This window comes from Marilutibacter chinensis, from assembly GCF_021725675.1.
Classification (GTDB): domain Bacteria; phylum Pseudomonadota; class Gammaproteobacteria; order Xanthomonadales; family Xanthomonadaceae; genus Marilutibacter; species Marilutibacter chinensis.
On the sequence record NZ_JAKJPO010000003.1, the window covers coordinates 478,240 to 502,809 of the forward strand.

22 protein-coding genes and 1 pseudogene are annotated in these 24,570 nt (G+C 69.5%); 6 read left to right on the forward strand and 17 right to left on the reverse strand.

Annotated features, from left to right (window positions below; translation table 11 throughout):
- Positions 1 to 4: 4 nt before the first annotated feature.
- The 13 genes from L3V18_RS07795 to L3V18_RS07855 form a co-directional block, all read right to left on the reverse strand.
- A complete protein-coding gene (locus L3V18_RS07795; RefSeq protein ID WP_305068978.1) occupies positions 5 to 5,305 on the reverse strand; it encodes a DNA repair ATPase in 5,301 nt (1,766 codons plus the stop codon).
- 127 nt (positions 5,306 to 5,432) lie between these two features.
- Positions 5,433 to 7,451 carry a flotillin family protein gene (locus L3V18_RS07800; RefSeq protein ID WP_237054105.1) on the reverse strand — a complete coding sequence of 673 codons (2,019 nt, stop codon included), beginning with the start codon at positions 7,449 to 7,451 and terminating at the stop codon, positions 5,433 to 5,435.
- Positions 7,452 to 7,504: 53 nt separating this feature from the next.
- Entirely contained in the window at positions 7,505 to 8,161 is a 657-nt protein-coding gene (locus tag L3V18_RS07805; protein WP_237054106.1) for a hypothetical protein, read from the reverse strand.
- A gap of 207 nt (positions 8,162 to 8,368) precedes the next feature.
- Entirely contained in the window at positions 8,369 to 9,061 is a 693-nt protein-coding gene (locus L3V18_RS07810; protein ID WP_237054107.1) for a PspA/IM30 family protein, read from the reverse strand.
- 32 nt (positions 9,062 to 9,093) lie between these two features.
- The gene (gene bacA / locus L3V18_RS07815; RefSeq protein WP_237054108.1) at positions 9,094 to 9,708 is read right to left on the reverse strand and encodes a biofilm formation regulator BacA; all 615 of its coding nucleotides are present in this window, start codon (positions 9,706 to 9,708) and stop codon (positions 9,094 to 9,096) included.
- Positions 9,709 to 9,861: 153 nt separating this feature from the next.
- Positions 9,862 to 10,113, reverse strand: coding sequence for a hypothetical protein (locus L3V18_RS07820; protein WP_237054109.1), 252 nt, complete (start codon positions 10,111 to 10,113; stop codon positions 9,862 to 9,864).
- Between the two features lie 70 nt (positions 10,114 to 10,183).
- A complete protein-coding gene (locus L3V18_RS07825; RefSeq protein ID WP_237054110.1) occupies positions 10,184 to 10,651 on the reverse strand; it encodes an ApeP family dehydratase in 468 nt (155 codons plus the stop codon).
- Positions 10,648 to 12,978, reverse strand: coding sequence for an MMPL family transporter (locus L3V18_RS07830; RefSeq protein ID WP_237054111.1), 2,331 nt, complete (start codon positions 12,976 to 12,978; stop codon positions 10,648 to 10,650). The genes L3V18_RS07825 and L3V18_RS07830 overlap by 4 nt, the downstream gene beginning before the upstream one ends.
- Positions 12,975 to 13,685, reverse strand: coding sequence for a LolA-related protein (locus L3V18_RS07835; protein WP_237054112.1), 711 nt, complete (start codon positions 13,683 to 13,685; stop codon positions 12,975 to 12,977). The genes L3V18_RS07830 and L3V18_RS07835 overlap by 4 nt, the downstream gene beginning before the upstream one ends.
- Positions 13,609 to 14,646: a lysophospholipid acyltransferase family protein gene (locus L3V18_RS07840; RefSeq protein WP_237054113.1), complete on the reverse strand. Its 1,038-nt coding sequence runs from the start codon at positions 14,644 to 14,646 to the stop codon at positions 13,609 to 13,611. The genes L3V18_RS07835 and L3V18_RS07840 overlap by 77 nt, the downstream gene beginning before the upstream one ends.
- Positions 14,643 to 14,933: an ApeI family dehydratase gene (locus L3V18_RS07845; RefSeq protein WP_237054114.1), complete on the reverse strand. Its 291-nt coding sequence runs from the start codon at positions 14,931 to 14,933 to the stop codon at positions 14,643 to 14,645. The genes L3V18_RS07840 and L3V18_RS07845 overlap by 4 nt, the downstream gene beginning before the upstream one ends.
- 70 nt (positions 14,934 to 15,003) lie before the next feature.
- Complete coding sequence (locus L3V18_RS07850; protein ID WP_237054115.1) at positions 15,004 to 15,726, reverse strand: COG4648 family protein; 723 nt, start codon at positions 15,724 to 15,726, stop codon at positions 15,004 to 15,006.
- A 29-nt stretch (positions 15,727 to 15,755) separates the two neighbouring features.
- Positions 15,756 to 16,025 (reverse strand): phosphopantetheine-binding protein, encoded by a 270-nt coding sequence (locus L3V18_RS07855; protein WP_237054116.1) that lies wholly within the window; start codon positions 16,023 to 16,025, stop codon positions 15,756 to 15,758.
- A 160-nt stretch (positions 16,026 to 16,185) separates the two neighbouring features.
- On the opposite strand from L3V18_RS07855, the pseudogene L3V18_RS07860 reads away from it, so the two are divergent.
- From L3V18_RS07860 to hemB, 4 genes and pseudogenes are all read left to right on the forward strand, one after another.
- Positions 16,186 to 17,580 (forward strand): annotated as a pseudogene (locus L3V18_RS07860) (NAD(P)/FAD-dependent oxidoreductase); the annotation flags it as partial.
- Between the two features lie 98 nt (positions 17,581 to 17,678).
- On the forward strand, positions 17,679 to 18,701 hold the full coding sequence (locus L3V18_RS07865) for a chorismate transformation FkbO/Hyg5 family protein (protein ID WP_237054117.1): 1,023 nt from the start codon (positions 17,679 to 17,681) through the stop codon (positions 18,699 to 18,701).
- Between the two features lie 475 nt (positions 18,702 to 19,176).
- A complete protein-coding gene (locus L3V18_RS07870) occupies positions 19,177 to 19,425 on the forward strand; it encodes a hypothetical protein (RefSeq protein ID WP_237054118.1) in 249 nt (82 codons plus the stop codon).
- Between the two features lie 68 nt (positions 19,426 to 19,493).
- Complete coding sequence (gene hemB / locus L3V18_RS07875; RefSeq protein ID WP_237054119.1) at positions 19,494 to 20,483, forward strand: porphobilinogen synthase; 990 nt, start codon at positions 19,494 to 19,496, stop codon at positions 20,481 to 20,483.
- Between the two features lie 155 nt (positions 20,484 to 20,638).
- Here the strand turns inward: hemB and L3V18_RS07880 are convergent, their stop codons facing one another.
- The 3 genes from L3V18_RS07880 to L3V18_RS07890 form a co-directional block, all read right to left on the reverse strand.
- Positions 20,639 to 20,839, reverse strand: a complete 201-nt coding sequence (locus tag L3V18_RS07880) for a hypothetical protein (protein ID WP_237054120.1) — start codon at positions 20,837 to 20,839, stop codon at positions 20,639 to 20,641.
- 19 nt (positions 20,840 to 20,858) lie between these two features.
- Entirely contained in the window at positions 20,859 to 21,458 is a 600-nt protein-coding gene (locus L3V18_RS07885; protein WP_237054121.1) for a TlpA family protein disulfide reductase, read from the reverse strand.
- A gap of 147 nt (positions 21,459 to 21,605) precedes the next feature.
- On the reverse strand, positions 21,606 to 22,529 hold the full coding sequence (locus L3V18_RS07890; protein ID WP_237054122.1) for a TolB-like translocation protein: 924 nt from the start codon (positions 22,527 to 22,529) through the stop codon (positions 21,606 to 21,608).
- 58 nt (positions 22,530 to 22,587) lie between these two features.
- Between L3V18_RS07890 and aroE the strand changes: the two genes are divergently transcribed.
- Positions 22,588 to 23,442: a shikimate dehydrogenase gene (aroE, locus tag L3V18_RS07895; RefSeq protein ID WP_237054123.1), complete on the forward strand. Its 855-nt coding sequence runs from the start codon at positions 22,588 to 22,590 to the stop codon at positions 23,440 to 23,442.
- 25 nt (positions 23,443 to 23,467) lie between these two features.
- Positions 23,468 to 23,752 (forward strand): YkgJ family cysteine cluster protein, encoded by a 285-nt coding sequence (locus L3V18_RS07900; protein WP_237054124.1) that lies wholly within the window; start codon positions 23,468 to 23,470, stop codon positions 23,750 to 23,752.
- Between the two features lie 73 nt (positions 23,753 to 23,825).
- Here L3V18_RS07900 and L3V18_RS07905 read toward each other — a convergent pair whose 3' ends face one another.
- Positions 23,826 to 24,560: a UPF0149 family protein gene (locus L3V18_RS07905; RefSeq protein ID WP_237054125.1), complete on the reverse strand. Its 735-nt coding sequence runs from the start codon at positions 24,558 to 24,560 to the stop codon at positions 23,826 to 23,828.
- Positions 24,561 to 24,570: the final 10 nt, after the last annotated feature.

A 24,570-nucleotide genomic window follows, 5' to 3' on the forward strand; every position in this document is an offset into this window, starting at 1 on the left:
CACCTCAGCGCCGGGTACGGCCGTGCAGGCGGTCGGCGAAATCCTTCAAGGCCTTCTCCAGCTGCACCTGTCGTTCGGTCTCGCTCAGCGCTTGCTCGCGCCCGCCGCCCTGGCCGGTCAGCCGAACCAGTTCTCCGAGCAACAGCGACTGCTGCTCGGCACGTGTCTGCAGGCTCTCCACCAGCGGAGCAAGCGCCGAGAGCAGCGCCGCCGGGTCGTGCGCGGACCCGGCCGGTTCCGGTTCGACGCGTGTTGCCGCTGCGTTCTCGCGGGCGGCGATCCGCTCCAGTGCCGCCAGCAGCGCCGGCCACGGTGCGCCCTCGATCGGCTCGCGCGCATCGGAGGCGGTGGTCGCCAGCGTCTTGACCCCCTCCGATAGATCGGCCAGTTGCGCGACCACGCGCTGGCCGACATCGGCGTCGTCGCCGCCCATCGCCTTGTTGCGCAGGAAGTCGCGCTTGATCTGCGCCCAGCGTTCGCGCTGCGCCTCGTCCATCACCCCGCGCAGTTCGGCCAGCTTCAGCAGGTTCTCCTCGGCGCCGGTGGTCAGCAACTGGGCCTCGCCCAGGTAATGATCGGAGATCAGTCGCTGCAGCTCGTGCTCGTTCATCGCCGGCGACACCTTCTCCGCCAGCTTGTTCATGTTGCGGTAGCTGCCCTGCAGCTTGAACGGCGGTTCGGTGCGGTATCGGTCGGCCTGGGCGGCGCTGGCGATGTACTGCTGGTTGACCCGGTAGACGACATCGCGCAGCTTCAGCAGCCGCTCCAGGGTCGCGGTGATCTCGTTGACCTCGGCGCCGCTGTAGGTATGGCCGAGGGCGTTGGCGGAGAAAGGTCGTCCTTCCGCCTTGTCGACGAAGCGGTACAGGTCGGCGAGATCGCGCGTGGCCAGCGGCGCGAGCACCGGGTTCGAGGTCAGGCTGTTCTCGATGTAGCTGAGCTTGAATGCCTCCTCCATGCCACCGAGCACGTCGCCGAGGTTGTAGATGTCGGCACGGTTGGCAAGCATGTCCGGGATCTTGAACACCTCGCCGGACTCGGTGTACGGATTGCCGGCCATCACCACGCAGAACTTCTTGCCGCGCATGTCGTAGGTGCGGGTGCGTCCCTTCCACACGCCCTCGATGCGGCGCGTACCGTCGCACAGCGAGATGAACTTCTGCAGGAATTCCGGATGGGTGTGCTGGATGTCGTCGACATACAGCATCACGTTGTTGCCCATCTCCAGCGCCAGGTTGAGCTTCTCCAGCTCCTGCCGTGCGGTCGCGTCCGGCGCCTGCGCCGGATCCAGCGAGCGCACCTCGTGGCCGAGCGCCGGGCCGTTGATCTTCATGAAGTTCAGGCCAAGCCGGTGCGCCACGTATTCCATCAGCGTGGTCTTTCCGTAGCCCGGCGGCGAGATCATCATCAGCAGGCCCATCAGATCGCTGCGCCTGGACTCGCCGACCGTGCCCATCTGCTTGGCGAGGTTGTCGCCGATCACCGCCAGATAGACGTCGTTGATCAGCCTGTTGCGCACGAACGAGCTCAGCGGTCGCGGCTTGAACGCGTCCAGTCGCATCGCCTCGCGTTCGCGCTCGGCGATGACCTGGCGCTGCGCCTGATAGCGCCGGACGCCGGGCACGAAACGCTCGCGATGGTCGCGCAGGCGCACGGCGAAGTCGTCCACCGCCAGCCGCATCCGGCCCTGCTCGATCCGCGGGTGCTCGCCGAGCAGTCCGGCGATATCCGCATGCAGATCGGTGGAGGTCGGCTTCAGCGCCAGCGTCTCGCCGAGCAGCAGCAGTCCGACCGCTTCGTCGACATGGCGGACGGTCGACGCGTGGGCAGGATCGGTGCACAACGCGAGCAGCCACTCGCGGGCCAGCGACCAGCGCGCGCCCGGCCGCCGGTCCAGTGCCGCCAAGGCCTGTTCGAAACCGGCCCAGGCCTGCGCCGCGGCCAGGCGTGCGCGCAGCGCGTCGAGCAGGTCGCGGGCGGAAGCACTGACAGGGAACACCGGGTTTGGTGCAGAGAGCTCGCCTACGAGGTAGGACGCGGCCGCCGACGCCAATCCGGGGTCGAACGGCAACGCATCGTCGCGGACGTGCGCCGCGATCGCCTCCGCCATCTCCGCTTCCAGCGTTCCGATGCCGTCGCGGCGCCCGAGAAGACGCGCGATGTCGTGCACGGTGCGGGCGCGTCCGGGCCAGCGCGCGCCGGTCTCGCCGCCGCGCAACGCGGCCCAGGCCGACCATGCCAGCGAACGAGCCTGGGGCGCGTGGATCAGGCTTCCGGCACCGGTCTGCAACGGCAACAGCGCCTGCAGGATCAGCGCAGCGTCGTGGTCGTGGATGCCTTTGTCGTAACCTTCGCGATAGCGCAGCGCGGCGAACTCACGCACCAGACGCGCCATCGTTCCGGGCTGGGCGAGCGCCTGGGCCAGGGTATCCATGTCGAGCCCGTCCGCCTTCGCATGCGCGGCATCGATCATCAGGCCGGCCAGGTATTCGCCGCGGTACAGCTGTGGCGACTCCGACTCCAGCGACACCTGCCAGTAGTCGCGCGATGCGTCCAGGGTTTCGTCGTGCAGCGGCTCGAAGTAGTCGGTGCCGGTCAGATGCAGGGCCAGGCCGTCGCCGCGCGGCATGATGGTCAGGTCCAGCGGCTGGGTGTTGACGCTGAAGCGGTGGCGTGGGCCGAGCCGGATCACGTCGCCGCCGGCCTCGAACAGTTCGCTGCGATCGCGCTGGCCACGCACCGCCTGGTCGCGCACCCCTTTCAGCCGCGCCTCGACATCGTCGGCACGGACGTTGTCGCGCAGTGCGCGCAGCCGCTCGACCAGCTCGCGCAGCTTCAGGATCAGCGGGTCGCCGGCGAAGAACGCATTGAGCTCGTCCGCGCTGTTCAGGCGTTCGGTACGACGCGGCAGGCCGTCGAGAATGCGGGTGGCGGCATCGGCCACGCTTTGCGCCTTGCGCTGGCGGTCGTCGAGCAGCGCCTGCTTGTGGGTCTCGAAGGTCTCCAGCAGTTCCTCGCGCTTGGCGAGGATGTCGGAAAGGAACTGCTCGTGCTCGCCGAACTGGCTCTCCAGCTCCTCCAGTTGCACCATCAGCCGGGACAGTTGCTCGTCGCACTTCTCGGGATCCTGCGCCAACGCCAGCGCGCTGGCGATGCTCTGCCCGAACAGACTGAACTGCGCGCCGAACTGCGCGACGGATTCGGCCGAGCCCAGCTGGCGGCGACGCTGGCCCGCGCGCGCCTTGGCCTGGTTCAGGCGCGCATACAGCGCCGAGATCGACTCGACGATGCGGGTGCGCCGGGTCGCGTCGTCGACCTTCAACGTCGCCATCAGCTCCGACAGCATGTCCAGGTCGGTCGACATCGCCTGCAGCGCCTGCAGCGGTTCGTCGAGCGTGCTGACGCTTTCGGCCGCCTGTGCCTGCGCATCGAGCTGCTGCAGGCGTGTCGCGAGCGGCTGCAGGGCCTGTTCGCCGGCCAGGAACACGCCGGTCGCCTCGCCGATGTGCTGCTGCGCCTCCAGCACCTGCGCCTCCATCGCATCGATGCGGTCGACGTCGACATAGCGCTGCTCGCGCAGGGTCAGCAAATGGCCGCGCTGGCGCGACAGCGCGCCCAACGCTTCCACGAACGGCTGGACGCCGTCCCAGTCGTCCGGGCGCAACCCGCCTATCAGCGCCTTCTGCCGTGCCTCGGCCTCGGCCATGGCCTTCGCCGACTGGCGGCGGATGCCCTCGACCTTCTCGTACTCGTCGAGCACCGATTCTCCGGTGGCGACGACATCGCGCAGTTGCGCGGCGATGCCACCGGCCTGCGGATCGGCGATCCAGTGATGCAGGTCGAACAGGCGGCGCGCCTCGTGGACCAGCTGCTGGTAACGCTGCAGCGACACTTCGGTCGACGCGATCGCGCGCACCAGGCCGTAGACGTCGGAAATGCCGCGCACCAGCTCCGCATTTCCGATCCGGCCGAGAAAGCTGTTGTCGGCCGGCTGCCGTGCGGCGAACTCGTCGCTGGTGAACGGCGTCTGCCAGACCTGCATCGGATGCACCCGGGTCGGCTCGTCGCTCTCCGACGAAAACAGCACCATGCGGCCGTCGGGCAGGCGCGCCATTCCATGACCGAACATCGGCGTCTGCAACCGCCGCTCGATCATGTTGTAGGTGAACAGCGCGGTGCGCCCGGCCTCGGGCTCATAGAACACGTACAGCACGTCCTCGCCGTTGGGCGAGCGCACCGAACGGCTGAAGCGCATTCCGTCCATGGACTGCTCGAACGCCTTGTACTCGCCGTTCTGCAGGTAATAGCCGCCGGGAAACACGATGCCGTGGTCCTCGGGCAACTGGATGCAGGCCAGGCCGATCTCGTCGATGCGGCGAACCTGCCGGGTCAGGGTGTTGTAGACGAGATGGCGCCAGTCGCGCTCGCGGTACGGCAGTATCTTCAGCAGGACCAGGCTGCCCAGCCGCGCGAACGCGATCCTTGCGTCGTCCAGCGACTGGGTCTTGTCCTCCACCGGCTCGCGGTAGATGCCCTCGCCACTCTCGGTGTTGTTCTCGACCTTGATCGTCAGATCGCCGCCCAGGGTTTCCACGAACACGGTGTCGAGGATGTTCAGGTGCGGGTGCCGACCGTTGACCGCCATCTCGCGTGTCGCGTCGGTCCACTCGAAGTCGTACGGCGCCGGTAGCGCGATGTCGCGCTCGCCGCGGTTGTCGATGTAGCGGACCTCGCGGCCCTCGTCCGACAGCGCCCAGCGGAATACGCGCAGGTCGTCGAGCCGTTCGCCGATCTGGAACGCCGCCAGCAGCTTGCCCTCGCGCACCGCCAGCTGCACCAGCCGCGTGTCCTTGTAGTACGCATACAGCTCGCGGAAGTCCTGCACGAAGCTGTCGACGCCCAGGAAGCTGTCGGCCTGCGCAACCGGGGTCACGTCGTAGCCGTCGCCGGTCTGCACCAGCTGGTACAGCGAGAACACGTCCTCGACGCGGGTTTCCTTTTTCAGCCCGAGGAAGACGTTGTAGCCGAACAGCAGGCGGTCGCCGACCTGGACCAGATCGCGGGCGACGCAGTTGTTCTCGGTGCGTACGCGCAGGCGGCCGACGACTTCCATGCGACTGCTGCCGAAGGTCTCCAGCCGTTGCGCGTTGAGCGCCTCGGCCAGCGCACCCAGGCGCTGCCCCTGCTCGGCAAGTCGCCGCTGCAGCACCTCGTAGGCGCCGCCCTCGGCCACCGCCTTGTCCACCGCCGAGTTCGCGCCCACCTGGGCCGCGGCCAATTCCGCCTGAGCGTCCTGTTCCGCCATCCGTCTCCACTCCGCCCCCGCACGGGAGCCGCTTCGTCACGTGCCGCGACCGCGCTGCCATGCGCGTGCCCCGACGACGTCGTGCATGACCGGCCAGCCGGGCCCGACGCCCGGCCGGCCGCGGCAATCACGAGTCCAGCGCGGACCCGTCCCTGCGGTCGCCATGCTCCGTCGGGCCGGATTTCGCCTGTCCCACCTTGATCGAGGCGAGCTTCTCCAGCAGTTCCTGCACGATCGGACTCTTGCCGGCGACGCCTTCGATCGCCTTGCCGACCGACAGCGCCTTGGCGAAGGAATTGAAGAACTCGCCCTCGCCGCCGACGATGTCGATGTTGGCCTTGCCCAGCGCGGTGCCGAGCACCTCGGCCTGCTCGCGGGCGATGTCCTTGTTGGCCTCGATGCCGGCGATCGCCTGCTCGAAGTTCTTCTCCAGCTGCATGCGGAACTCTTCGTGGGCGCGGGCGTTCTCGGACAGCGCCTCCAGCGAGGCGAACTTGTCCTCCAGGCCCTCGGCCTCGGACTTCAGCTTGGTCAGCAGCACCTCGGCCTCGGACAGGCCGACGTCGCGCGTGGCCTTGGCCTTGGCCTCGCCCAGCGACTGCTCGCCGCGTGCCTGCGCCGACAGCTTCTCTTCCAGCACCTTGGCCTCGGACAGGCCCTTCTCCTGGCCGCCACGCGCCTCGGCGGTGAGCTTCTCGGCGATCACCTTCGCTTCTGCCAGACCTTCCTTCTCCATCGCCGCCGCCGCGACCTCGCGGACCCGCGCATCGGCCAGGCCAGGCGCCGCGCGCTCGGCCTCGATGCCCTCGGCCATCTTCTTCTTCGCCTCGGACTGCTTCGCGGCCGCTTCCAGTTCGGCCTGCGCCATCACCGTCACCTCGACGGCCTTGTGGCGCGCCGCGGTCTCCTCCGCCTCGGCCTGCTTGACCTGGCGCACGAGGTCCTGCTCGGCGCGCGCCTGCGCCTCGAGGATGGTGACCTGCTTCTGGCGGTCGGCCTCGGAGACCTCGCGCACTTCCTTGATCCGCTCCTCTTCCTGGGCGACGGTCTTCTCGACCGCAACGCGCTCGCGGATGACGTTGGCGATTTCCTTGCGCTGTTCTTCCAGCGCCTTCTCCTTTTCGATCTTCTGCAGCTCGACCTCGCGCTCGCGGGAGACGATCTCCAGATCCTTCGCGCGGGTGACCTTCTCGATCTCGATCACCACCGCGCGCTGGCGGTTCTGCTGTGCCACCTCGACCTCGCGAAGGCGGTTCTCCTCGCGGATGTCGAGCTGCTCCTGCACCGCGATGCGGGCCTGCTCGGCCTTCAGGCGCTCTTCTTCCTGCACCTTCAGGGTCTCGGCTTCCTCGCGGGCGCGGATCGTCTCGATCTCGCGCTTCTGCCGCGCCTCGGCATCGGCCTGCTGCCGCTCCAGCGCCAGCATCGCCTCGCGGGTCTCGACGTTCTTCTTGGTGATCGCCAGCTCCTCGTTGCGCGAGAGCTCGTTGGTGATCACGTTCTGCGCCGCGGTCAGCTCGGTGATCTTGCGGATACCCTCGGCGTCGAGAATGTTGCTGGGGTCCAGCGATCCCTTGGGCGTCTGCTCCAGGTAGTCGATCGCAACGTCCTCGAGCACATAGCCGTTGAGATCGTTGCCGATCACCTCGATGATGCGGTCGCGGAACTCCTGCCGGTTCTCGAACAGCTTGACGAACTCGATCTGCTTGCCGACCGTCTTCAACGCTTCGGAGAACTTGGCGTTGAACAGCTCGTTGACCGCGCTGCGATCAGAGGCGCGATCGACGCCGATCGCCTTGGCGACCTTCAGCACGTCCTGCTGGGTCTCGTTGACGCGCAGGTAGAACGCGACGGTGATGTCGGCGCGCATGTTGTCCTGGCAGATCAGCCCGTCCTTGCCACGCCGGTCGACCTCCAGCGTGATCAGGGAGATCTTCATGAACTCCTGCTTGTAGATCACCGGCAGGACCATCGCGCCGGTGAAATGCACCTTCGGCGTCGACGACAGATCGTTGACGATCAGCGCGGTGCCCTGCGGCACCTTGACGTAGAAGGCCTTGACGAGTCCGAGCAGGCCCATCAGTGCGACAACGGCTACGCCGATGATCACCAGGGCCGGCAGAATTTGTTCAAGCGTAAGCGTCATTACCGCATCTCCCTAAGTACGGGTTTTCCATCCGCAGGACCGCAATACATGCGTCACGGCCCCCTGAATTCGTCCTCGCCGACCACCCGGTAGGCGTTGTCGGCCTCCAGGTATTCGATCAGCACCACCCGGTCGCCGCGCTTGAAGCGTCCGGCGGCCTCGGTCCTCACCTGCAGCACCAGGCCGGCGCCGCCGTCTTCCACGCCGGCGATGCCCTGGGTCGCATCGACCACCGGGCTGCGCACCACGCCGGCCATACCCAGCAGCGAACGCGGCGGCTCGGGACGCAGCCTGTCGTAGAGCATGCGTACCGGCCGCAGCAGCAGTCCGGTCACCGGCGTCGCGGCGACGAAGGCCGCAACCATCGCGACCGTACCGGTCAGCAGCCGCAGCACACCGCCCGGCAGGTGCCGCAACAGCAGATAGTCGGCGTAATAGCTGAACACCCACGCGGTCAGCACCAGGGCGGTCAGCACGATCATCATCGGCAGACCGGCCAGACCGAACTTCGCCATCATGCCGGCCATGCCGTTGCCGTCTACCGCATCCACCGCATCGGCGATCTGGACGTCGGCACCGAGCCAGCCATCGACCATCTCGAGATCGATCAGGCCCAGCATCGCGACCAGCCAATACACGACCAGCACGGCCAACAGCACGCTGTAGACCACGGTCGGGTACGAAAAAACGATCTGCAGGAATGTCTCCACTGGCGATCTCCCCTGACGCTGGCGCGGCGGCTGCCGCTGGCCGATCCTGCCCTGCCGGCCAAACCGCCGTCAGGTCGCCGGGCCTCCATGCCCGGTCTTGCGCACGACCTCCATGCCGTCACTTGCTGGTCGTCGGTCCGGGTCTGGCCCGACCCGACCGTCCGTTCAGTCGATCCTGACCAGCCGACTCCGATCAGCCGATCGCATTCAACCCGCCTGCTTCTGCTTCAACCGCTCCAGCACCGACTCGGCGCTGGCCGCGTCGGCGATGATCCCGGCGTCCTTCAGCCGCGCATCGACGGCGTCCTGGCCCTCCTCCTTTGCCAGCTCGGCCGCGGCTTCCATTCGTGCGCCGCGCTCGGCCTGCTTGAGCTTGATCCGCTCCAGCGACTCCAGTGCGGTCTGCAGTTTGCTCTGCGAACCGCTGTAGCGGTGCGCGACCGTGGTCTGCGCGCGCTGCACGCTTTCGGTCGCCTTGACCGTGTCAACCTGCTGCTTCAGCCGGCGGATGTTGGTCTCCGCCTGGGTGATCGCACGACGCAGGTCGGCGATGCTGGCGGCGAACTGTTCGACCTGCGCCTGCTCGGTGTCGCGACTGCCTTCCAGCACCGCGATCTTGCCGGCGACCTCGCGGGCCAGCGTCTCGTCGCCGGATTCCAGCGCCTTCAGCGCATAGGCCTCGTACTCGGTCACTTTCTCGCTGGACTTGGCCAGCCGGGCCTCGGCCAGTTTGTGCTTGGCCATGATCTCGGCCAGCGCTTCCTTCGACCGGCGCAGCTCGGCGTCGGAATCGCGGATTTCCTGGTCGAGGATGCGCAGCGCCTGGCCATCGACGATCGACTCACCCACCTCGTTCGCGCCGCCGCGCAGCGCGGTCAACAGCTTGCTCCAGATGTTCATGGTGTCTCTCCGTTGTGTCGGTCGGGCGCCGCTCAGGCGGCGTCGCGCAGGCGCGGCTCGAAGGCCTCGGTGACCTTGATGACGTTGTCGGCCAGGGTGTCGATCTCGAACACCACGTTGGACAGGCTGGAATGGGCGTCCAGCGCGCCGAACATGATGTAGACCGGATCGCCGTCGATGACCTCGATGCCGATCGTCGACAGCGGGAACAGCTTGTGGGTGCGCAGGACCTCCTCGTTGAAGGCGGCCGCGTCCTTCACCTGCGACACCGGCCACAGCAGCGCCTCGACGATGATCTGCTCACCCTCCACCGCCAGGAACACCGGCAGGTCGCCGTAGTCGTGCATCACCAGGTGCAGGCTGGGCGTGGCGCCTTCCAGCACCTCCACCGACACCGCACCGCTGCGGAAGACATCCGTCGCCGACAGCGCCTCGTGCAGCGCGGCCGCGGTCCAGACCTTGGGCTCGTTCATACCGATCTCCTTCTGGGTAGGCACCGAGCCGCGAGGCTGGCGCATGCGTCGCTCGACTGCCGCCAGTTCGTCCGCGAACTCCGGCAGGATCCAAAGCTCCTTCTTCACCAGCCCCATCTCGCGCAGCCGCTCCCGGTGCCGGCGCTGGTAATAGGCAGAGGTCTTGCGTTCCATGGAGCCGACTGTAGACCTCACATGTGACAGTGTCAATACATCACATGTAATTTCTTGCTGAGCTTACATGTGAGCCATGGGCGCAGCCCGGGGCGCGGGAGACCCCAGGGACATCAGCGGATTGGTATCCGGGAGCGACGAAGAAGCAGGGGGTCAGGCCGGAATTCCGTGCCGGCGACGGGCTTCGCCGATGCGCGTCGCGACGTCGGCGGCGACGCCATCCCGCTCGGCGCGGGCGAAGATGTTCGCCAGCACGCGCTTCTCGTCGTCGTCGATGGTCTCGTCCCGCAGCGCCAATTCCAGCAGCCGGTCCAGCTCCTGCAGGTCCATCCGGCCGTCGTCGGTGAAGACCTGTATCGAGGCGAGCGCGATCTCGAGGTGGCTTTGCGGGCGTGCCATGCGCATGTCCTTATGTCGGGTGTCGGAGGACCGGCAGCTTAACCCCATCGCCACCGCATGGGCATTCGACATCGGCTCATCCGGCCGCGCCGGCCAGGGCGACCAGCGCGCGCCCCTGCGCGATCGTGCCCCCGGCGTGCTCGATCCGGAATGCGTACAGCTGGCCGGCGGCTGTATCCGCGATCCGCACGGCCTCGCCGATCAGCGGCTCGGCGAGATCGTCGATGCGGGCGACCTCCAGCTCCACAGCGCGCAGCGCGACCAGCAGGCCCGCGCGCGGTCGCCGGCCGTCGCCGTGGGCGAGCAGGCCGCCATGCACCGCCATCGCCTGGGCCCCGTACTCGCACAGATGCACGGAGGCGAGCCGGCCGCGATGCCGCAGCGGATGGCCGGCGTCGCGATGGCTGTCGGCCTGCAGGCGGATGCGCTGTGCGTCCCAGTCCAGCACCGCATCCCACAGACACATGGCACCCTGATGCGGAACCCTGGCAAGGATGCCGGCGCGGTCGAGCGCCACGCCCGCGCTGTCGGCCCGCACGCTCATGCCTGTGCCGCCGGCCGTCGCGCGATCAACAACGCAAGCAGCACGTTGAACAGCACGCCGAGGGCGACGGTACCGCCAATCGCGCGCAGGACCGGTATCTGGGACAACGCGAGCAGCGCGAACACCAGCAGGGTCGAGATCGCGCAGACGATCACCGCATGCAGAGTGCGGCGCTGCTCCGCGCGACCTTCGCCGGCATGGTCGAAGAACAGCGCGTAGTCCAGGCCGAGCCCGGCCGCCAGCATCAGCGCGACCAGGTGGAACAGGTTCAGCTCGACACCGAGGCCGCGCAGCACCGCCAGCACCAGCGCGGTGGCGAGCAGCATCGGCGCCAGCACCCGAGCGGTCCGGCGCACGTTGCGCAGCATCGCGTAGACCCCGCCGGCAAGCAGCAGCACCGCCAGCGCCAACGCCCACAGCACCCGCGCGCGATACTCGGCGACCAGCGATTCCGACGCCTGCTTGAGATCGAGCAACTGCACGTCGTTCGCCTGCGCGACCTGGGCGACCACGGCCGGGTCGGCAAGCCCGCTGAGCGATACCAGCGCGGTCGCGCGCCCGTCGCCGGCCATCAGCAGCCCGCCGACGGTCGCCTCCAGCGGCGTGCCGGCGAGATCGGCAGGCCGCAGAGGCGCCGCCGCGCGTGCGCGCTGAACGTCGTCGACGAAGCCGTCGAACGCATCGGCGCGGAACGGGCCGCCGGCAAGCGCGGCAGCGAGTTCGGTGCGCAGGGCCGCGCGATCGGGCAGGCGCGCCTGGCGTGCGCGCTGGGTCGCGATGCTCGGCAGGTAGCGCGCAGCCATGTCGTAGCCGGCGAGCACGTGACTGCCGCGCAGCGCGTCGAGCGCGGGGCGCAGCCGCTCGGATCGCTGCAGCACGCTCTCGGCGTCGGCGCCCTGGATCGCGATCAGGTAGCGCACATCGGGTGCGCCCAGCGCCTCGCGCAGTTGCACGTCACGGGCCAACGCATCCTCCGGCACCGGGGTCAGGCGGGCGAGATCGTTCTGCCACAACGCGCCGGGTACGAACACGATCACCGCGACCGCGACCGCGGCGATGCCCAGCACCACCGGCGCCGCCAGCCGCGGCAGGCGTTCGATCGCCGCATGCATGCGCACCACCGAGGACCTTCCGGCGATGTCGTCCCGGGGCGGCGCCAGCAGCGCCGGCAACAGGAAGCGCGTCGTCAGCGCCGCCGTGGCCAGGCCGACGACGGTGAATACCGCAAGCTGGCGCAGTCCGTCGACGCCGGACACGAAGAAGGTCAGGTAGGCCAGGCAGGTCGACGCCACGCCGGTCGCCAGCGTGCGCCATATCAGCCGCGCGCTCTCGCGCGGCGGCACGCCCGGCTGCAGGTGACTGAACAGATGGATCGGGTAGTCGGCAGCGATCCCGATCAGGGTGAAACCGAACGCGAGGGTGATCCCGTGCACGCCATCGGCCGCGAACAGGGCTGCGACCGCAGCCAGCCCGAGCAGACCGGCACTGGCCACCGGCAGCGCGGCCAGCAGCGGCGCCTGCCAGCGGCGATAGGCCAGCAGCAGCATCACCGCGAAACCGGCTCCGCCGAGGCTTCCGAACAGGGTCGCCTCGCGGCGCGTGCGGCCGCCGATCTGCTCGGAGAACGCGCCCGGCCCGGTCACCGTGAGCCGTGCGTCGCCGGCACCGCGGGTGCGCTCGAAGGCGTCGCGGATCGCGGCCAATGCCGCCTGCTGCCCGCTCGGGTCGAATCCGGCGGCATGGGTTTCCAGCAGCATCAGCGCTTCGTGCCCTTCGCGATCGAACCAGACGCCGTGGCGCTTTTGCGGCGCTTCGGCCGGCTGCCAGGCCTCGGCGAGCCTGAGCGTCTCCAGGGTCGGATCACGCCCCAGCAGCGGCTCGACCAGCTCGGCCGCCGGCGAACCCAGGTCCTGCACGCGCTGATCGAGCGCATCGGCGAGGAGGTGACGGTCGAGGTCGTGATCGTCGACGGTGTCCGACAGCAGATAGCGGTACGGACGCAGCCGCTCCGGCACCGCTTCCAGGCCGCCGTCGTCGCCATTGGCGACGATCGCGAACCGGCCGCTGTCGCGCAGCAGCGTCCGCATGCGGGCGGACTGTCGCGCCAGCGTCGCGGGCGTGTCGCCGCTCAGCGCAACCAGCAGCAGGCGTGCACCCGGCCCTTCGCCGAGCTCCTCGATCAGCAGCTTCTGCGCCGGCGTGCGCGCGGTCGGCATGAACCGCCGCAGGTCGCCGCTGAGCTCGAGATGAGCTCCGATCCAGACGGCCGCGCCGACCAGCACGGCCGCCCACAGCGCGGCGAGCAGCAGGCGCGACGCCGGCTTCATCGGCTTCCGCCCCACTCGCCGCGGGACCGGTCGGTTTCTCCGTGGCACAGCGCCTGCAGCGTGGCCGGATCGTCGACACCTTCGGCATCGGCCACCGCACCGGCCAGCAGGCTGCGTTGCTCGCGTCCGTCGACGGGCGCGCTCTCGATGCAGCGCAGCTCGGCGCCACGGCCGTGCAGCGTGACCGCAGCCACACGCCCGGCAAGTGCGGCATCGCGTGGCGTCAGGACCAGGGCCCAGTCGCGGCGGCTGCCGTCGACCTCGATCCGGTAATGCCGCTCCAGCCTCGCGCGATCGCCGGCGAGCAGGGCCCCGAAGCTGGCCTGCAACGCGGCCAGCTCGGGCGCGCGCGACATCGCGAAGCTGCGCGGCGCGCGGCCGGCACGCTCGATCCGGACCATGCCGTTGGCGATCGTGGTGGTCTCCCGATAGGGCGAATTCACCTGTCGGACCAGGCTGTCGCCGGCCTCGCGGCGGTACTCGCCGAGAATCCGCAGCGGTTCCTTCAGCAGCGCGGAGTCGCGCAGCTCGAGGAAAGGCGTCCGTGCCGGCGCCGGCCGCGCGATCCTCGCCAGCACCCAGTCGGCGTCGGCGGGAGCGCCGACGACGTCGCTGCCGTCTCCGCCGCGCTCAGGAGGGGCGGCGTGCAGCGGTGGCGCCGCCAGAGCCGCCAGGATCAGCGCCTGCAGCATCGCGCGGATGGGCATCGCCCTGCGGCGGCCCGGTTCGATTCGCAACGGATCGCGCATCATCGTCCTGCCAGAAGTCATAGAAGTTGAACCAGTTGTACGGGGCGTCGAGCACCCGCGCCTGCAGCCTCCCGGCATAACGCCGTATCCAGGTCGGCAGCACCCTTGCACGCTCGGCGCGCGGCACCGCCGGGGCGTCCTCGAACGCTTCGAACACGAGGTCGTAGCGGTTGCCGCCACGGAACAGCCCGAACGCGAGCACCACCGGCCGGCCCAGCACCGCCGCGATCGCCCAGGGCGCGGTCGGAAACCCGGCCTGACCGCCGAGGAAAGGTGCGTGCCGGACCGGCTCGCCGGGACGCGCACGATCGGCCAGCACCGCGACCAGTGCGTTCTCCTCGAGCGCCTCCCGGATCGCCAGCACGATCGCCGGTCCGTCCTGGCCGGCATCGATCACGCGCCGGGCCAGCTCGGGGTTCAGCGCATCCAGCACCTCGACGATCGCCGGATTGTGGCGCTTGTCCAGCACCACCCGCACCTGCACGTCCGGGCGCGACGCGGCCAGCGCGCGCAGCGCGTCGAAGCTGCCGAGGTGGGCGCCGAACAGCAGTGCGCCCGTCCCGCGTGCCAGATGGCCCTCCAGCACGTCCAGCCCCTCGACCCGGATGTCGTAGCGCTGGCGCTGCCCGCCGAGCAGGAACACCCGGTCCAGGATCGTGCTGGCGAAGGTATGGATGTGCCGGGCCACGTCCCACAGCCGCGCGGGCCGGCCGAGCACGCGGTCGAGATATGCACGCGAGGCGCGCCGCTCCGGTCCGCGCGTGAGCAGGAAATAGAGCGTGATCGGATACAGCAGCGCGCGCGCGGGAGCGCGGCCGCCACGCCGCGCGATCGTGCTGATCAGCCAGAGCGCGAAGCGGCCACCGCCCTCGGGACGCCGGGTCCAGTCGCCGCCGCGCGGGGAGTGGTCCGCGCTCATGCCGCCGACAGCTCGCCGCTGGCCAGCACGACCCCGTCGCGCAGGATCCGGAAACGCCATCCCGGGCGGCCGTCGGGCAGCGGCTGCAGCTCGATCCGTGCCTTGTCGCCCGGCAACAGCGGCTGCAGGAATTTCACCTGCGGCCAGCGCCACCGGGCGTCGGCCGGGCCGCCGGCCGCCTCCACCGCTTCGACCACGTGCTCCAGCAACACCACCCCCGGCACCAGCGGCCGTCCCGGGAAGTGCCCGGACAGGCAGGGATGATCGGCGGCGATGCTGAATTCCATGAGTGCGAAGGATACGGGCTGACGGCGCCGGGCAGGGCCCGCCCGCGCGGGGAAGGGGCCCACCGCGCGGTCAGCGACGGGCGAACAAGCCGCGCCAGAACTCCGGACCGAGCCGGCCCATCATCCCCAGAAAACCGACGAAGCTGCGATACGGACGGCGCGGGAACAGGTGCAGCCGCAGCCGATATTCGGCGATGAAGAACAGTCCGACGAAGCCGTAGTTGAGCAGGTTGGCGAACAGCGACCATTGCGCGCGGGTGACCGTGAACGGCGCCGGCAGGCCCAGTAGCGCCAACGCACCGTCGGGCACCGCGACCAGGGCCAGCACGCCGTTGGCCAGACACAGGCCTGCCAGCACCAGCGCCCAGGCCAGGGTCAGACCACGGGTGTACCGCAGCAGGTCCGGGGCCAGCGCGGCCGGCTTGCGGTCCTCTGCGGGGGAGTCGCCGGACGCGTCCTCCAGGGCGGCGACGATCCGCGAGATCAGCGCGCCGCGCGGGTCGCCCAGACTGCGCGCGAACCACCACGCGACCAGGCCGGTGAACAGCATCGGCGGCGCCAGCAGCAGCACCCGCGGCCATACGCTGCCGTGCAGGACGGCCAGGACGGCGGCGGAACCGGCCAGCGCCAGCCAGGCTGGGAACCGCAACCGCAACAAGCCGTCGATCAGCACCACCAGCACAAGGTCGAGCAGCGCCAGCAGCGCGATTCCATCGCCGCCGCCGTGGCTCGCCCAGTGCGCCAGCCACGGATAGGCCAGCGCCAGCAGCAGGCGCGGCAGCAGACTGCTCATCGCCTCCGGATCCGGTCGCCCGCGATTTCTCAGGCCGCCTTGCGCTGCTCGATGTGCGCGGCCAGCGACCGCAGCGAGGCGAACACGCGGCGGTTCTCGTCGCTGTCCGACCGCAGCTGGACTCCGTAGCGCTTGGAGATCGCCAGCGCCAGCTCCAGCGCGTCGATCGAATCCAGTCCCAGCCCTTCACCGAACAGCGGAGCCTCGGGCGCGATCGAGTCGGCGGCGATGCCTTCGAGATTCAGGCTTTCGACCAGCAGCTCGGCCAGTTCGCGTTCGGCGGCGGTTTGTTCAGACATCGGACGTCCATCGGAGCAGTGAGACAGGGGACGCAACGATCCGCGATCGGGGGGCGCGGCGCAAGCCGCAGCGGCTGCGCCCGCGTTCAGCCAGGCACCGCCGCCGCCCGAGGGCCGGGCCATGCACGACCACGGCGCGGCCGGCCGCTATCATGGCGCGATGACCGACGACGCCACCGCGGACGCCGCCAGCGGCCCGCCGCCCACCTCCGTATCGAGCCCGCAGCGCCCCGCCCATGCCGCGGAACGCTGCGACGTGCTGGTGATCGGCGGCGGACCGGCCGGCAGCACCGCGGCGACCCTGCTGGCCCGCAGCGGCTGGCGGGTCGTCCAGCTGGAGAAGGACGCGCATCCGCGCTTCCACATCGGCGAGTCGCTGCTGCCGATGAACCTGCCGATCCTCGAGCGGCTCGGCGTGCTCGAGCAGGTCCGGGCGATCGCCACCCACAAGCCGGGCGCGGAATTCCCGCTCAGCGGCCGCGGCATCGACGGCACCGAACGCGCGAACGACTACAACACGTTCCGTTTCGCCCGCGCGCTCGACCCGAAGTTCGGCTACGCCTTCCAGGTCCGGCGCGAGGAGTTCGACGCGTTGCTGTTCGCGCATGCCCGCGACAGCGGCGTCGACGCACGCGAACGGGTGCGGGTCGAACGGGTCGAGTTCGGCACCGACGGCCGGCCAGCGCGGGTACATGCGCGCGATGCCAACGGACGCGCACAGGCGTTCGAGCCCCGCTACCTGGTCGATGCCAGCGGCCGCGACACCGTGCTCGGCCGCCAGCTCAAGCTCAAGCGCAAGAACGAGAAGCACCAGTCGGCGGCGATCTTCAGCCATTTCCGCGGCGTCGAGCGCCGGCCTGGCGAGGATGCCGGCAACATCACCGTGCAACGTTTCGAGCACGGCTGGATGTGGCTGATCCCGCTGCCCGGCGAGGTGATGAGCGTCGGCGCCGTGTGCTTCCCCGAGTACCTTAAGCAGCGCCGCGGCGACGCCGGGGCGTTCCTGATGAAGACCCTGATGTCGCAGCCGCAGGTCGCCGCGCGCATGCATGCGGCCAGTCGTGTCGGCGAGGTCCACGTCACCGGCAACTATTCCTATACCTGCGATCGCATGACCGGCCCGGGCTGGGTGATGGTCGGCGACGCCTATGCCTTCGTCGATCCGGTGTTCTCCTCCGGCGTATACCTGGGCATGAACAGCGCCGAGCAGGCGGCCGAGGTCGTCGATGGCAGCCTGCGCGAACCGCTCCGCGAACACGCACTGCAGCGGGCGATGGAGACACGCCTCGGGCGCGGCCTGCGCCACTTCCAGTGGTTCATCTATCGCTTCAATACGCCGGTGATGCGTCATCTGTTCAACCATCCGCGCAACACCTGGCAGGTCGAGCAGGCGGTGATCTCGATGCTGGCCGGCGACGTGTTCGACAACCCGGCCGTGGTCCGGCGCCTGCGGGTGTTCCGCTGGATCTACGCACTGACCGCGCTGCGGCTGGCGCCGGCGGCGCTGCGCGGCTGGCGTCAGCGTCGGCGGCAGGCACAGGTGCGCTACGACGGCGGCGAGACCCTGCACCAGGCCGCACCGCTGGCCGACGACGCGCCGCATGCGTCGCAACCATCACGGCCCCTGGCCACGAGCGAAGCCGAGGCACGGCAGTGAGCGCGCGCCCCGCCTTCGACAACGTGCCGCCACGGCTGACGATCGACTATGTCGACGCACCGCTGGCCCGGCTTCTCGATGAGCCGACCGTGCTGGCGGTGCTCGGTTTCGGTGCAGGAGCGCCGGCCAGCGATGATCCGCGCTACCTGCGCCTGGGCCTGCAACCGCACGGTGCGGCGCCGCTGGAGGTCTGGCGGACGGGCGGAACGGTCACCCACGGGCGCGAGGACGGCATCGGCTGGGCGAAGGACGGCAGCCTGCTGTTCGGCGCGATCGAGATCGAAGAAGCCGCCCTCGCCGACGGCGACACCGACGTGGAGACGGCGGCCGACCGCGCCTACCGGCAACTGGAAACCCTCATCCACGCCCATGGCTATCCGCACCTGCTGCGGACCTGGAACTACATCGCCGACATCACCGACGGCAGCGGCGACGACGAGCGCTACCGGCGCTTCTGCATCGGCCGCGCGCATGGCATCACGGCGAGCGCAGGCGAGATCCGCCCCGGCACCCTGCCCGCCGCGACCGCGATCGGACGCAGCGACGGCGTGCGCCGCCTGCAGGTCTACTGGCTGGCCGCCCGCCGCCCCGGCACTCCGCTGGAGAACCCGCGCCAGGTCAGCGCCTGGCGCTATCCACGCCAGTACGGGCCGCAGCCGCCAAGCTTTGCCCGCGCGATGCTGCCGCCAGCCGGTGCGGCGATGCCGCTGATGCTGTCGGGTACCGCCGCGGTGGTCGGACACCAGACCCGCCATGCCGACTCGGTCGCCGACCAGGTCGCGGAGACACTGGCCAATTTCGACAGCCTGCTCGCGACCGCGCGGACCCACCGGCCGGCACTGCCACCGCGCTTCGGCACCGGCAGCCGGCTCAAGGTCTACGTGCGCGACCACGACGCGATCGCCGAGGTCGAGCGTCTGCTCGCCGAGCGGCTCGGCCCGGACGTGCCACGGATCGTGCTGCACGCTGCGATCTGCCGGCGCGACCTGCGGATGGAGATCGACGGGGTACATGGGTGAGTCCGCGCGCTTGCGAGCCACTGGCTCGCGCGCGGGCGAACGCCCGACCACGGACGGCCAGGCCGGACGATCCGTAACCCCGGCCGTGACGCCAAGGATGGCAATGGTCATCTCCATGCCTGCGGCCACCCGAGGCACCGCCTCGCGCCTCGAACGAACCCCGCACGCAGCACGGGGCCGGCCAGCCGGGCCGGACGGTCCGAAACCCGGGCCGCAACACCATGGATCGCAACGGTCATCATTCACGACCTCGCTGGCCCAGACCAGCGATTCGTGTCTTGACGCGCCCCCCGCGCGCCACCGACCGGGCGACCCGACGTCGGCAACGGTCCGATACGGAGGAGTGCGGGCGGTGTCTCGCGCAGCCGCACCGCTCCAGCCGCCCGGGGGTGACTTTCGAGACGGGCTTGATCGCCCCGTCCGGGCCACCATATCGGACGACAGGGGTGTCCGCCCCGGACCGGAGAACCGCACGATGGGACTGATCAGCCTGCTCTGGGGCATTGTCGCGATGATCTGGATGGTGATCGCGCTGATTCCGCTGCTGGGTTGGGGCAACTGGCTGCTGATTCCGTTCGCCGCGGTCGGTGCGGTGATCGGCGCGATCGGCGTGCTGTTCACCCGCAGCGAACGCAACGGCCGTGCCAAGGCGGGCCTGTTGCTCAACGGCATCGTCATCGTGGTCGGCATCGTCCGCCTGGGCCTCGGCGGCGGGGTGATTTGACTCCACGGATCCATCGCGGCGGTCCGACCCGCCACCCCGCGCACAGCACGAGCGCGTAAAATCCGCGCATGGCCTACCCCGATACCCGCATGCGGCGGATGCGCCGCGACGACTTCTCGCGCCGGCTGATGCGCGAGCACACCCTGACCGCCGACGACCTGATCTACCCGGTGTTCGTGCACGAGCGCGACGGCCGCGAGGCGGTGCCGTCGATGCCCGGCGTCGAACGCCTGTCGATCGACGAACTGCTGCGCGTGGCCGAACAGGCCAGCGAGCTGCGCGTTCCGGCGCTGACCCTGTTCGGCGTGCCGGATACCGCGAAGAAGACCGCCGATGGCGCGGTCGCCTGGGCCGACGACGGCATCGTCCAGCGTGCGGTGCGGGCGCTGAAGCAGCGCTTCCCCGAGCTGGGCGTGATCACCGACGTCGCGCTCGATCCCTACACCACCCACGGCCAGGACGGCCTGCTCGACGGCGACGGCTACATCCTCAACGACGTCACCGTGGAGGCGCTGACCCGGCAGGCGCTGTCGCATGCGCAGGCCGGCGCCGACGTGGTCGCGCCCAGCGACATGATGGACGGCCGCATCGGCGCGATCCGGGTCGCACTGGAGGAGGGCGGGCTCTCCAACACCCGCATCCTCGCCTACAGCGCCAAGTACGCCAGCGCGTTCTATGGCCCGTTCCGCAGCGCGGTCGGCTCGGCCGCGGCGCTGGGCAAGGGCAACAAGTACACCTACCAGATGGACCCCGCCAACTCCGACGAGGCCCTGCGCGAGGTCGGGCTGGACATCGACGAGGGCGCCGACATGGTGATGGTCAAGCCGGGCCTGCCCTATCTCGACATCGTGCGACGGGTGAAGGATGCGTTCGGCGTGCCGACCTTCGTCTACCAGGTCAGCGGCGAGTACGCGATGCTGAAGGCCGCCGCCGCGAACGGCTGGCTCGACGAACGCGCCACGGCGATGGAGGCGCTGCTCGCATTCAAGCGCGCCGGCGCCGACGGCATCCTGACCTACTTCGCGCTCGACGCCGCGCGCTGGCTGCGCGAAGGATAGACGCGTCCGGATTCACCGGCTCTGTCAGGCTCGGCTCGAACAGGGAACGGGTCCCGCGCGGTCATCGCGAACGCGACCGGCCCCGGCAATGATGCATTCATGCCGTCGCGACCGGATGCCCTCACCGGGAGGGCATCCGGCTCCGCAGCGACCGGTTACGGTTCGATGCAGCAGGCGAAACAGTAATTGTCCCCGATGTTCTTGTGACCGCGTCCGGAAGCGCAGTTCAGGCAGGAAGAGCAGTAGAGGCCTTCGCCGGCCGGCCTTGCCGTCACCTGCGAGAAGGCGGAAGCGGCGAGAACCAGGCTCGCCGCAACCAGGACGAACCACTTCTTGTTGCTTGCCTTGACGTTCATGTCGTACTCCTTCACTGGTCTATCTGACGCCCGCGCGGCCTTCCTGGCCATCGTCACGGGCTGGGCTCGGTAGAGGCACGTCCTTGTCTGTCAGCTGTCCATAACGCGCGGTGCGAACGCGCCCGTCCCTGTCGACCATCAACAGCATCGGCACGACGTTGAGGCGGTACAGGCCGATCTCCTTCGAGCCGGGAAGGACCACGGTCGGAATCTTCGAGCCCGTTTCGGAAAGGTACTGACGTGTCTCGTCCTCGCTCATCACCGAGACCGCGTACATCTCCATGTCGCCGTGCGCGCGGATGATGTCGTGGATGCGCTCGACATGCTCCGTCGACGCCCGGCAGAACTGGCAGTCGGGGGAGAAAAAATAGAGGACCTGTCCATCGCGCTCAGGCGCACCGATCTTCGCGATCGATGCGGGCGACTGCAGAACCGGAAGATCGGTGCTCGGAATCCATTCGCCGACACGCGGATGCCCGAGATCGAACGTCGTCTTGACCAGACGCTCCTCGAGTTTCTGGTAGCGGTGAACGGACCATGCCACGAACGTCACCGAAACCAGCAGAAGGGCGTACAGCGCGTGATCCACACTGATGAATCCCGATGACTTCCTGGTCATACGCTCTCCTTGTCTTCCAGACAGGAAGAATCCACGTCCAGCGGCCGCGCTTTCGTGACTGCCCTCCCATTTCCCGCCCCGAACCGGGCTTCGACGCCCGTGGGCGACTTCAGCCTGCCGGCGGCATGCCGAAGCCGCCGCTCGCCGTCACCTTCCTTCGTCCAGGCAACCGGCACGCCCGGCGGCCTTCGGCGAAACGGTGCGGTAGAGATCGGTGCCGCCGGCGCGCGGGGCGCGGGCGGTGCCGGCGACCAGCAGCTCGCCCGGCTTGTGCCCGTCCGGGACCGGCGCGAACGTGCGCGCGTCGGCGGTGTTGAACGACAGCTCCAGCGCTGCATCCCCGGCGTAGGCCGAACCGTCGCAATGGGCGACCCTCACCTGCGATGTCGCGGCATTGCCGCGCGAGAACACCAGGGTCGCGCCATCGGCAAGCCAGGCAGGATCGGTTTCGTCGGCGATGGTATTGACCGTGCCGGGCAACGCGCGCGGTTCGGCGAAGTCGTCGTCGTCCCGGCGGGCAGACAGCAGATCGAGGCCGCCTTCGCCTCCGTGGCCGTCGCTCGCGAACAGCAGCAGATTGCCGTCGGGGCCCGGCATCGGCGCACGCTCGTCGCCACTGGTGTTGAGCGTACCGCCGAGATGCTCGACAACGCCGAAACCGCCGCCGGCGAGCACGCGGGCGCGATAGAGATCGTGCCCGCCGCGGCCACCTTCCCGGTTCGAGCTGAAGTACAGCCAGCGGCCGTCCGGGTCGAATGCGGGATCGGCGTCGTCGGCCGGGCTGTTGATCGCCAGGGGCACCGGATCCTGCCAGCGGCCATCGTGCAGCGTCGCCTGCCACAGGTCGCTGCCGCCGGCGCCGCCTTCGCGCCCCGCCGCCGCCCAGACGATCCGACGGCCATCGGCGCCGACGCTGGCGCGGCCCTCGTCGGCCCGGGTCGAGACCACGCCCATGCCTTCGATTCCGTACTCGGACAGGCCGGACGCGGCGACGGCCGGCAGCCCCTGCGTTGACGTGGCCGCACACAGCGCCGGGAGTAGACTGAATGCGCAGGCGACGATGATCCGCATCGATGATTCCCCGGATTTCCAAGCCGATGTCTTCTTCCCAAGTCTAAGCGAGGCCCCCATGACCGAATCCGTGATCAAGCGCTTTGCCGTGATCGGCCATCCCGTGGCGCATTCCCTGTCGCCACGCATCCACGCGACCTTCGGCAGGCAGCGCGGCATCGCCCTCGAATACACCGCCATCGACACCGGCCCCGAGCAGTTGGAGGCCACCCTGACCGCGTTCGCGGCCGGCGGCGGCACCGGCGTCAACATCACCCTGCCGCACAAGCAGCGTGCGGCCGAGCTGTGCAGTGAGCTGACCGAGCGCGCGCGCCGCTGCGGTGCGGCCAACACCCTGACCCGCACCGCCGACGGCTGGCTCGGCGACAACACCGACGGCCTCGGCCTGGTGCGCGATCTCACCGAACGCCATGGTCAGGACCTGCGCGGGCGCAAGGTGCTGCTGATCGGCGCCGGCGGCGCGGCCCGCGGGGTCGCACCGGCACTGCTGGACGCCGGGATCAAGTCCCTGTTCATCGTCAACCGCACGCCGTCGCGCACCGATGCGCTGGCCGACGCCCTCGGCGAGCCCGGCCGCGTGCACCCGCGCAACTTCGAGGACCTGGGCAACCTCGGCGGCTTCGACCTGATCGTCAATGCGACCTCGGCCGCGCGCGAAGCGGCGCTGCCGTTCCTGCCCAGTTCCCTGGTCGCGCCGCGCGCGGACGCGGTCGACCTCAGCTATGGCGAGGTCGCGATCCCGTTCATGGCGTGGGCGCGTGCCGCCGGCTGCGACATCGTGATCGACGGCCTCGGCATGCTGGTCGAGCAGGCCGCCGAGGCGTTCCTGCGCTGGCATGGCGTGCGTCCGGACACCCGTGCGGTCTACGACGAGCTGCGCGCGTCCTACACGCTGCTGTCGACCGGCGACTGACCGCCGACGACGGCCGGGAGGGGCGATGAACTGTCGTAGCCGCTGCGGGGCGTGCTGCATCGCCCCTTCGATCCACTCCCCCATTCCCGGCATGCCGCACGGCAAGCCGGCCGGCATTCCGTGCGTGCAGCTCGACGAGCACATGCGTTGCCGGATCTTCGGCAGGCCCGAGCGGCCGCCGTTCTGCGTATCGCTGCGTCCGTCCCAGGAGATGTGCGGAAACTCGCGCGAGGACGCGATCACGATGCTCGACAGGCTGGAAGTGCTGACCCGGCCCCAGGGCAGCGCCGGCACCCCGGGAAAGGGCTGAGCCATTCCTTCCTCGATCCGTGGACGCCGCGCCGTCCATCGCACGCGGAGTCCGGATTGCCCCGGAGCTCCGATCACTCGCCGGCGTCGGCGGCTCCACAGCATTTCTTGTACTTGCGTCCGCTGCCGCACGGGCACGGCGCGTTGCGGGCCGGAGCCTCGGCACGGCGGATCGGTTCGTGCGGCGTCAGCGCGTCGATCCGGTGGTGATGCAGATCGGCGAGCATGCCCGGCAGGCTGGCGATGATCTCCAGCCGCTCCCGGTATCCGATCGGAGTCGCCGGCGCCGACGGGTCCTCGCCGATCACCTCGCCGCTGGCGAGCTGGTCGAACAGGCCGAAGATCGCCTCCATCCAGTCGTTGTCGTCGAGCCAGGCATCCCACGCGGCTTCGCGCAGCGAAACCCCGGTGAAGAAGCCCAGCGCCCAGTCGCGTCCGACGTCGAGGTCCTCCTCGGCGACGTCCTCGGGCAGCTCTTCCTCCGGATCCTCCGGCAACCACAGCAGCGGCGCCAGATGGTCGGGCAGATCGTCCTCGCCGTGCCGCACGCGTGCGGCCGCCATGTTGTGGTGGCCCTGCAGCAGCGCCTCGATCTCCTCGCGCTCGGTGTCATCGGACCACCGCGGCGGCTTGCCCCAGACCGGCGGCATCCACTCGGAGGCCGGCACGTCTTCCGGACCGAGCACCAGCGCGGTCAGATAGCCGTCCAGCGCCTCCAGGTTGAACCCCCTGAACGGCACCGCGCGCTGCTCGAGCAGGTCGGCGAGGCGTTCGATCTGGTCGTCGTCGAGGTAGGCGGGAGCTTTCATGCGGGCGGGC